Annotated in this window: 7 protein-coding genes; 5 read left to right on the forward strand and 2 right to left on the reverse strand. The window is 69.1% G+C overall.

Translation table 11 applies throughout. The features are described from left to right. Both RI841_RS14875 and RI841_RS14880 read left to right on the forward strand, forming a co-directional pair. Positions 1–309: ATP-binding protein (locus RI841_RS14875; protein WP_310706413.1), on the forward strand; the 309-nt coding region annotated here is incomplete at its 5' end. 115 nt (positions 310–424) lie between these two features. Further along, complete coding sequence (locus tag RI841_RS14880) at positions 425–760, forward strand: hypothetical protein (protein ID WP_310706414.1); 336 nt, start codon at positions 425–427, stop codon at positions 758–760. Between the two features lie 87 nt (positions 761–847). On the opposite strand, the gene RI841_RS14885 is transcribed toward RI841_RS14880, so the two are convergent. Together RI841_RS14885 and RI841_RS14890 are read right to left on the reverse strand one after the other, a co-directional pair. Then, complete coding sequence (locus RI841_RS14885) at positions 848–1,117, reverse strand: hypothetical protein (protein WP_310706415.1); 270 nt, start codon at positions 1,115–1,117, stop codon at positions 848–850. 26 nt (positions 1,118–1,143) lie between these two features. Further along, positions 1,144–1,650 (reverse strand): hypothetical protein, encoded by a 507-nt coding sequence (locus RI841_RS14890; RefSeq protein ID WP_310706416.1) that lies wholly within the window; start codon positions 1,648–1,650, stop codon positions 1,144–1,146. Between the two features lie 31 nt (positions 1,651–1,681). Here RI841_RS14890 and RI841_RS14895 point away from each other — a divergent pair, with 31 nt between their 5' ends. The 3 genes from RI841_RS14895 to RI841_RS14905 form a co-directional block, all read left to right on the forward strand. Further along, positions 1,682–2,737, forward strand: a complete 1,056-nt coding sequence (locus RI841_RS14895) for a hypothetical protein (RefSeq protein WP_310706417.1) — start codon at positions 1,682–1,684, stop codon at positions 2,735–2,737. A 131-nt stretch (positions 2,738–2,868) separates the two neighbouring features. Then, positions 2,869–3,513 carry a response regulator gene (locus RI841_RS14900; RefSeq protein ID WP_310706418.1) on the forward strand — a complete coding sequence of 215 codons (645 nt, stop codon included), beginning with the start codon at positions 2,869–2,871 and terminating at the stop codon, positions 3,511–3,513. Positions 3,514–3,725: 212 nt separating this feature from the next. Beyond that, positions 3,726–3,935: hypothetical protein (locus RI841_RS14905; protein ID WP_310706419.1), on the forward strand; the 210-nt coding region annotated here is incomplete at its 3' end.

Raw genomic sequence — 3,935 nt, forward strand, 5'->3', positions numbered from 1 at the left:
AGCCGCGGCCGGCCCGACGCCGACCGGGTGACGATCCGCGCCCGGCGCACGGGCTCGCGGGAGGTCGTCTTCACGGTCAGTGACCGCGGCCCCGGCGTGCCGGCCGCGGCTCGCGAGCTGATCTTCACTCCCTTCCACACCAGCCGTCCCGAGGGGCTGGGGATGGGCCTGGCCATCAGCCATTCGCTGATGGAGGCCATGGGGGGAGACCTGCAACTGCTGCCCATCGACGGTAACGGTGGGGCCAGCTTTGCCGCCACCCTGCTGGCCGAGCCCGGCCTGGCCACGCCCGCCTCCAGCACGTACTGAGGCAGAGGTGATTGCGCGCATCGACCATTGAGCTCGATGCCCCGCCTCGGTCATGATGGATCAAGGAAAAGCACTCAAGGACGAACGAGCCACGGCATACCGCTGGAGGAGCCATATGCAACCGCTGAGCTACTACTACTACAACGTGCTGGAAGGCCTCGAGAAGCCGAGCGATGTGCCGACGTCCCATCTGCAGGAGGGCTACGACATCCTGTATCGGCATGGCGGGCGCATCGAGATCGACCTGATGCGCAGGGCCGAGGACGGCAATGCTCAGGGAGAGCCCTTCCACTGGTACGAGGAACTCGATGACGAGCAGCGGGCGAAACTGCACAAGGCCCTGGACGGCGGTGATCCGGCGAAGATCCTCAAGATCCTGCAGCGTAACGGCTACGCCGGCGTGCTCTACCACCATGCCTGGGAGAACTTTCGGGAGGCGGACTCGGCTTGATCGTCGCCAGTCCGGTTGAATGCCCGGGTACCGCCACCCGGTAGCCACACAGGGGCTCGCGAGCGTTCGCGAGCCCTTCGCGTTGGCTCAGGGCTTGGCCATCAGGTCCGCTCGCCAGCCCCGCCAGAAGCTCACGCCCTGCAGCACGGCCAATACCGCCTCGTAGAGCGCCGGTAGCCACAGAAGCCCCGAGGCGAACAGGAAGAACAGCGCAAAGGCCCCCCGGAAAAGGATCGACAGCAGCGCCAGGAAGCTCTCGGGCCACCACCACAGCCACAGGCCGAGCAGCACGTTGAGGACGATGCCGGCAAGCATCACCCGTCGAAAGGTCCGGAACGCGTCGTGTGAGGTCTGCATAGCGAGGCTCCCTGGCCGGTGGGCCGCTAGAAGGTGAGCAGATAGTCGAGCAGGGCCGCCCTCTCCCCCGCCGCCAGCCCGGTGCCATAGCCATGGCCCTGGTTGCCGTTGCCGGGCAGGCGGGTGTCGAAGCAGAAGCCCTCGTCCAGGGGCTCCCCCGGAGTGCACTCGGGGGCCACAAAGCCGCCCTTGTCGCCGTCCAGCACGTCCAGGCCCCGGACGAAGGCCGTGGGACGCGCTTCCGGCGGCAGCAGCAGGTCGTGCAGGGTCGGCACCGAACCGTTGTGCAGATAGGGGGCGCGCAGCCAGAGCCCGTCGAGGGGCTGGGTGGCATAGCCGTCGGTATTTCGGAAGTGGCGGAAACGGTAGCGCTCGTCATCGTCGAACAGGGTGAGCTGATAGCGGCGCAGCGTCTCGGTGTAGCTGTCCAGGCGCGCCGGGTCGACCCCGAGCGTGGCGTTGGGCACCACCTCGCCGAGCCGCTCGCCCTCGAAGACGTAGCGCTCGCCCTCCGTCAGGTCGGCGAGGGTCATGTCGAACTGGATCAGCTTGTAGGGATTGAAGGTGTCGACCCGCCCCGGCCCCCACCAGACCTTCGATCCCCAGGCCTACCTGCGCTTCCTGGGCGATGCCGCCGCCGACCCGGACTTCACCGCCGACACCCTGCTGGCGGCCATCCAGGAGGAAACGGCGCTCTCCTGGCTCGACCGCCTGCTCTACCGCTTCCTGATCATCCCGCGCACCCGCGACGGGCTGCTGGAGCAGGCCGAGCGTTTCCGCTGGACCGAGGAGCGGCCACGCTGGGGGCCGGGGCGCATCGATCCGTTCAATCCGGTGAAGTTCCACCCCGACCTGCTTGCCCTGGACCCCGCCGAGGACGACACCATCGGCAACTCCGACATCATGCCGCTATGGGCGCTGGACGAGCAGGAGGGCTACGCCCTGCACTGGGACGGGCTCAACGACGCCATCACCGAAGTCGTGCTCAGCGGCGCCATCGGCGACGGCGCCCGCCCCGACTCCCTGCCGGTGGCAGCGCTGGGCGAACTGGAAGCCTACCTGCGCGAGCTGGCGCCGCCGCCCTACCCCTTCGACACCCGGGACGCCCAAAGGGCCTCGCGGGGCGAGGTGCTCTTCGAGGCGACCTGTGCGGGCTGCCACGGCCCCGAGGGTGCGCGCACCGGCACGGTGATCCCGCAGGCAGAGGTGGGCACCGACCCCCACCGCCTGGCGATGTGGACCGCCGAGTCCGCCGAACGCTACAACGCCTATGCCGAGGCATACCCCTGGGACTTCGACGCCTTCGTCAAGACCGACGGCTACGTGGCCAAGCCGCTCACCGGCATCTGGCTGCGCGCGCCCTACCTGCACAACGGCTCGGTGCCCACGGTCGAGGACCTGCTGCGCCCCGCCGAGGAGCGCCCGGTGGTCTTCCATCGCGGCTACGACGTCTATCATCCCGACCGCCTGGGCTTCATCCACGAGGGCGAGGCCGCCGAGCGGCACGGCTTCCGCTACGATACCCGCCGGCCCGGCAACAGCAATACCGGCCACGAGTATGGCACCGAACTCCCGGCACAAGACCGCGATGCGCTGGTCCAGTACCTGAAGATCCTCTAGCCCGGATGCGGGCAGGCAGGTTCGGGCATCGTGGCGGGAGGCGACGACGGTTCCGAGGGGGCCACCTTTGCCGCTACACTGCGGGCAGGCCCCCTCCGGCCACTCCACTTCGACCCTACCCCGAGGCGCCCGTGAGCGAGTCCCCCTCCGCCTGCATTGCCATCGTCGACGACGACCAGGCCCTGCGTGACTCCCTGGCCTGGCTGCTTGACTCCGTGGGCCTGGCCACCTGCGCCTATGCCGACGGCGAGACCTTCCTCTCCGCCGACCCGGAGGGCTTCGATGCCCTGCTGCTGGACGTGCGCATGCCGGGTCTCTCGGGCCTGCAGGTGCAACAGCGCCTAAACGAGCTCGAGCACGCCCCTCCGGTGATCTTCATGACCGGCCACGGCGATGTACCCATGGCGGTCTCGGCGCTGAAGGCCGGCGCCTTCGACTTCATCGAGAAGCCCTTCAACCCCCAGCAGCTGATCGACACCGTCCAGCAGGCCCTCGCCGAGCACCGGCACCGCCGGGAGGCCAGGCGCCGCCTGGCCGAGCTGCAGGCACGCTACGCCGCCCTTCGCCCCAAGGAGCAGCGGATCCTGGTCCACGTGGCCGAGGGGATGACCAGCCGACAGATCGCCGAACAGCTGGGGATCAGCGCCAAGACGGTGGAGGTCTACCGGCTGCGTGCCATGAAGGCCCTGGGGGCCGCCAACCTCGCCGAGCTGGTGCGGCTGTGCGTGGCACTGGGGCTGGTGGAGACGCTGCCCGACGGGACCTCCCCTGCCTGATCGATGCCCGCTCGGGCGCCTGGCACTGCCCCCCGGAGCCTCTAGACTGCAGGTGAGGGGCGCGGCCGCGATAGCCGCCGCGCCAGACACCTGTGCAGGGGGGATCACGACATGAACAGGACCGCCATCCGCACCCTCCAGCGGTTCCTCGCGGACAATGACCGCTACCGCGGAAGATAGACGGTATTCTCGGGCCGAAGACCCGTGCCGCCGTGAATGCCAGCCTCAAGGCCCATGCCGACCGGCTTCCGGATGATGCCGTGCGATGGAGCGAGCGGCGTCGCGCCATCGCCTGCCTGCAGCTCGCCTGTCGCGAGAAGCGCATCGAGGTCGGCCCCATCGACGGCCTGTGGGGCCCCCAGACCGAGTATGCGGTGGACGTCCTGGCCACGCTCCAGGAGACCGGCAGCAAGCCCGCCCCC

It is taken from the genome of Halomonas sp., from assembly GCF_031581305.1.
GTDB lineage: Bacteria > Pseudomonadota > Gammaproteobacteria > Pseudomonadales > Halomonadaceae > Halomonas.